This window comes from Clostridium sp., assembly GCF_032552055.1.
In the GTDB taxonomy this organism is placed as follows: Bacteria; Bacillota; Clostridia; order Clostridiales; family Clostridiaceae; genus Clostridium.
This window is the reverse complement of record NZ_JAWGSV010000239.1, coordinates 1-4,918: the sequence shown is the minus strand read 5'-3', so window position 1 is coordinate 4,918 and position 4,918 is coordinate 1. Positions and strand designations below refer to the sequence as shown.

At 29.8% G+C, this 4,918-nt stretch carries 4 protein-coding genes; all 4 read right to left on the bottom strand.

Annotation, left to right across the window (positions count from 1 at the left end; translation table 11 throughout):
• Positions 1 to 194 precede the first annotated feature (194 nt).
• Complete coding sequence (gene ftsZ / locus E6248_RS13220) at positions 195 to 1,316, bottom strand: cell division protein FtsZ (RefSeq protein ID WP_316341260.1); 1,122 nt, start codon at positions 1,314 to 1,316, stop codon at positions 195 to 197.
• A 469-nt stretch (positions 1,317 to 1,785) separates the two neighbouring features.
• Complete coding sequence (locus E6248_RS13215) at positions 1,786 to 2,841, bottom strand: type IV pilus twitching motility protein PilT (protein ID WP_316341259.1); 1,056 nt, start codon at positions 2,839 to 2,841, stop codon at positions 1,786 to 1,788.
• A 112-nt stretch (positions 2,842 to 2,953) separates the two neighbouring features.
• The gene (gene sigK / locus E6248_RS13210) at positions 2,954 to 3,649 is read right to left on the bottom strand and encodes an RNA polymerase sporulation sigma factor SigK (RefSeq protein ID WP_316341258.1); all 696 of its coding nucleotides are present in this window, start codon (positions 3,647 to 3,649) and stop codon (positions 2,954 to 2,956) included.
• Positions 3,650 to 3,966: 317 nt separating this feature from the next.
• Positions 3,967 to 4,918, bottom strand: a 952-nt coding sequence (locus E6248_RS13205) for a penicillin-binding transpeptidase domain-containing protein (protein ID WP_316341257.1), incomplete at its 5' end; no start/stop codon positions are given.

Here is a 4,918-nt window from a genome sequence, read left to right as displayed (position 1 = left end):
CCTATATAAATTTGCTTCTTTACTTACTTTACTCTACTTCATCGCAAATTATATATGTCTACTTGAATACTAAATAAAAGAATTTATAAATTATTCACTATTAGTAAATTAAATAAATAATCTCTAAATTCCGATTCATTATAATTAATAATAAAAAAAGACCAAGAAATGAATTCTTGATCTTTAACTAATTTTTATTTTCTTGATCTTAAGAAACTTGGAATATTTACACTATCAGTTTCAAAGTCTAAAAGTGGATCAACTTTTTTAGTATTCTCCCTAGGACTTTCTATAACTTCTTCCCTAGCCTCTTTTACTACTTTTTTTTCAAATACAGGTTCACGATTTATAAGTTTTTCATTATCACCTTCAAAACCCGTAGCTATTACAGTAATTCTTATTTCATCAGTTAATGTTTCATCTATAACAGCACCGAATATAATATTAGCATCAGGATCTACTGATTCTCTAACTATATCTGCTGCTTCGTATACTTCGATAGCTCCTAAATCTACTCCACCTGTAAAGTTAATAATAACTCCTGTTGCTCCATCTACACCTGTTTCTAAAAGTGGTGATGATATAGCTTGCTTAACTGCATCATGAGCTTTATTATCTCCAGTACCATGTCCAACTCCCATATGAGCTAGACCTTTATTTAACATAACAGTTTCTATGTCAGCAAAGTCGGCATTAACAACACCCGGTATAGTAATAAGGTCAGAAATAGCTTGTACCCCTTGTCTTAAAACATCATCGGCTAATTTAAATGAATCTAAAAGAGTTGTTTTCTTATCAGCCATACTTAATAGTCTTTCATTAGGAATTATAACTAATGTATCTACTGCTTTCATTAGATTCTCAATACCCATTTCCGCATGTCTCATTCTTCTTTTACCTTCAAACGGGAATGGTTTTGTCACTACTCCAACAGTTAATATGTTCATAGTCTTAGCAATTTCTGCAACTATAGGTGCTGCACCAGTACCAGTTCCGCCACCCATACCAGCAGTAATAAATACCATATTTGCACCTTTTATAGCTTCTTCTATTTCTTCTCTGCTTTCTTCTGCTGCTTTTTTTCCTATTTCAGGGTTAGCACCAGCTCCTAGACCCTTTGTTAATTTTTCTCCAATTTGAATTTTTACATTAGCATGTGATAACATTAAAGCTTGTTTATCTGTATTAACAGCTATAAATTCTACATTCTTTAACCCTTCTGCAATCATTCTATTTACGGCATTTCCACCGCCGCCTCCACAACCAACAACTTTAATATTGGTTAACTCTTGCATATCTACTTCGAAATCTAACAAAATAACTCCTCCTTTAGAAAATATCTACTAGTAATTTTCTACTTTGTTTCTCTCAATAACATAATTCTTTAATACTGTTATAATTTAATTTTACAACATACTATCTCTAATTAACAATAGTTTTAGATTTTAAAACAATGTTTTTGTAATATAAAGAGAATATGTGTAGATTTTTATCACTTAAAATTATAAAAACAATTTTATTATTACTTCAATAAAAAAACTAATAAATACAAATTAGATAATAATTCCTAAATTTCTTTTATTAAGTTTAATAAAATTCAATTATAATTTTATCATTTAAATTAAAATAACTCAACCTTTTCCTAGGCATAATCTTCATTTTAATAAAATCTTATAGATTTTTTTTAACATAATAACAATTATGTCATATAAGTATATTCAACGTAAATTAAAAATTTCCTTTTAACTATTTTAATTTTATAAAAAACAGAGAAATCTCTGTTTTTTATAAAATCATTATTCTTTTAATAGTTTCCTTATCTACTGAATATGTTAAAGCAGTTTCTTCATCAATAATACCTTTTTTATATAATTCTGCTAAAGCCATATCCATAGTCTTCATTCCATGCTTCCCACCTGTTTGAATTGCAGATTCAATTTGATGGGTTTTACCTTCTCTAACTAAATTCTGTATTCCTGGAGTTGTAGTCATAACTTCAAGAGCTGCAACTCTACCTGCTTTATAAGCAATTGGTACTAACTGTTGAGATATAACCCCTTGAAGAACAGCTGCTAGCTGTACTCTAATTTGTTGTTGTTGATGAGGTGGAAATACATCTATTATTCTATCTATGGTTTTGGCAGCACCTATCGTATGTAGTGTGGAGAATACCAAATGACCTGTTTCAGCTGCTGTAATTGCAATTGAAATAGTTTCTAAATCTCTCATCTCCCCTACAAGTATAACATCTGGATCTTCTCTTAATATTGCCTTTAAAGCATTTTGATAACTTGAGCTATCTTTTCCAATTTCCCTTTGGTTAATAATACATTTATTATGCTTATGCAAATATTCTATAGGATCTTCTAATGTAATAATATGAGCTTCTCTAGTGTTATTAATTTCATTTATCATTGCAGCTAAAGTTGTACTTTTACCACTTCCTGTAGGTCCTGTAACTAAAACTAGTCCTCTTTGCTTTTGAACTATATCTTTTATTACTTTAGGGTGCTTTAATTCATCTAAAGTTGGTATCTTTAATGCAATTACTCTTATAGCTATTGCATCGCTATTTCTTTGTTTAAATACATTTACTCTAAATCTACCAGTTCCAGGTATAGAATATGATGTATCAATTTCTCCTATTTTGTTATACTCCTCAAAGCTATCTTCTAATATTTCCTTTGCATACTCAGTTAATTTATTTGGAGTTAATCTATCTTCACCAAGCTTAATTAATTTGCCATTTAATCTTATAGTTGGAGGTAATCCAACAGTTAAATGTAAGTCTGAAGCGCCTCTATCTATAGTTTCTTTTAATAATTCATTTAACACATACATCCCATTTTACCCCCTAGGCCAATTCTCTATCAATTAATTAATTCGATAAATTAACCTAGTTTCCTTCTTAATCCATCATATTATTTAAATTATTATCATCTTTCGTAGTTTTCTATTTATTTGACAATTCCTTTTTAAGCTTTTTCAAAGCTTTTTTTTCAATTCTAGAAACATATGACCTTGATATTCCTAAAAGTACTGCTATTTCTCTTTGAGTACGACACAATCCATCTATAAGTCCATACCTCATTTTTAATATAGCCCCTTCTCTTTCAGTAAGAGAGGCACCAATTTTTTTATAAAGCTGTCTTATTTGTAAGTTACTTTCAACCTTTTCAAGTACAGAATCTCTCTCACTACTTAATACATCTATTAAACAAATCTCATTTCCTTCTTTATCAACTCCTATTGGATCTTGAAGGTAAACTTCATTTTTTTGCTTTTTATTATTTCTAAAAAGCATGAGAATTTCATTTTCAATACACCTTGAAGCATATGTTGCAAGTCTTGTTCCTTTTCCGGAATCAAAAGAATCTATAGCTTTAATTAGCCCAACTGTGCCTATAGATATTAATTCATCTATATCTTTGTTTGGGAAATTATATTTTTTTACAATATGGGCAACTAATCTTAAATTTCTTTCAATTAATATGCTTTTAGCTTCTTTGTCACCTTCTTTAAATAGTCTTAAATAGCGCTCCTCTTCTTCTTCATCAAGGGGCTTGGGAAATGTATTGTTGCCCGTAATATACCCAGTTAAAAATACTGAATTACAAAGCAATTCTAAAATATTAGCTAAAAAAAACACAGAACTTCCTCCTAGTAGTGCTTATTATATAATATGATGAAATTCAAAAATATTGCTTTAGATTTTAAATTTCTTATTATATGAAACCACTAGTGCTTTCGAAGAGGTAAAAAGTAAGAACTAAAAGTTAAGAAGTAGGAGTAAGAAAAAAACTCATAAATGAATTTTAATAATATATTTTCAAGGGGATGTGCTCAAACAGCCAAATTAAAAATTAAAAATGAAGAATTATTTATGCAATTCCTAGGTCATTACTAAAATTAATTACTTGTAAAACTTCTAAAGGAGTTTTTTTATCAATTTTTCATTCTTTTTTATTAATTTTGCATTTTATTAAGTTCTGTTACTATATCTCTAAATATTGGTGCCCCTGTATTTCCGCCTCCAAGTTCTCTTCCATCTGGATGCTTTTCACCTATATTAGGTGCTATAACTACCAATGAGTAAGACTTACCATTCATTTCGAAATATCCAGCAAACCATCCATGATTAGTTGCTCCACTTCCTGTTGATGTTCCTGTCTTTCCCCCTATATTTACACCTTCAACCTTTGCTTCAAAGCCAGATCCTTCCCATATTACCTTAGACATAGTTTCCTTAGTTAACTTTGCTGCCGTTTCACTTAATATTCTATTCCCATTACTATTAAATTCTTCTATAACATTATTATTATCGTCAACAATAGCCTCAACTATTGTTGGTTTATTATAAATTCCATTATTAATTACGGTATTATATAGTCCCGCCATTTGAATCGGAGTAACCATTATCGTTTGCCCAATTGCTATATTATTCATACTATTTTCTAAAGTAGGTTTAACACCTGAAGCTTCATTTCTATTATCACCCTTTAGATTTAATACAGGCTCAAATAGCCCCATATTTTTTAAATAATCCATCATATCACTATACCCTATCTTATTACCCACTTTAGCAAAAACATCATTACAAGATACTTTAAGGGCATCTTCCACCGAAATGGTTCCATGGCCATATGGCTTTCCATCTTTCATACATATTTCTCCTGTGCAAGAAAAGGTATCTGTTGGACTTATAAGCCCTTTATCTAAAGCTATAGCCTCAGTAATAACCTTAAAGATAGATCCTGGCTCATATCCTAATTGACCTATTCCTAAATTAACATTCGCTTGACTCTCATCTTTCTGAACCATAGCTCTAATTTTCCCCGTGCTTACTTCAGATAATACAACTCCAATATTTTTTAAAAATTGATAATCACTCTTATTTAAAATATCTCTTATCTTATCT

Bases quoted from the DNA above. Each gene is read 5' to 3' on its own strand.
- E6248_RS13215 (WP_316341259.1), bottom strand. From the start codon at position 2,841: ATGTATGTGTTAAATGAATTATTAAAAGAAACTATAGATAGAGGCGCT.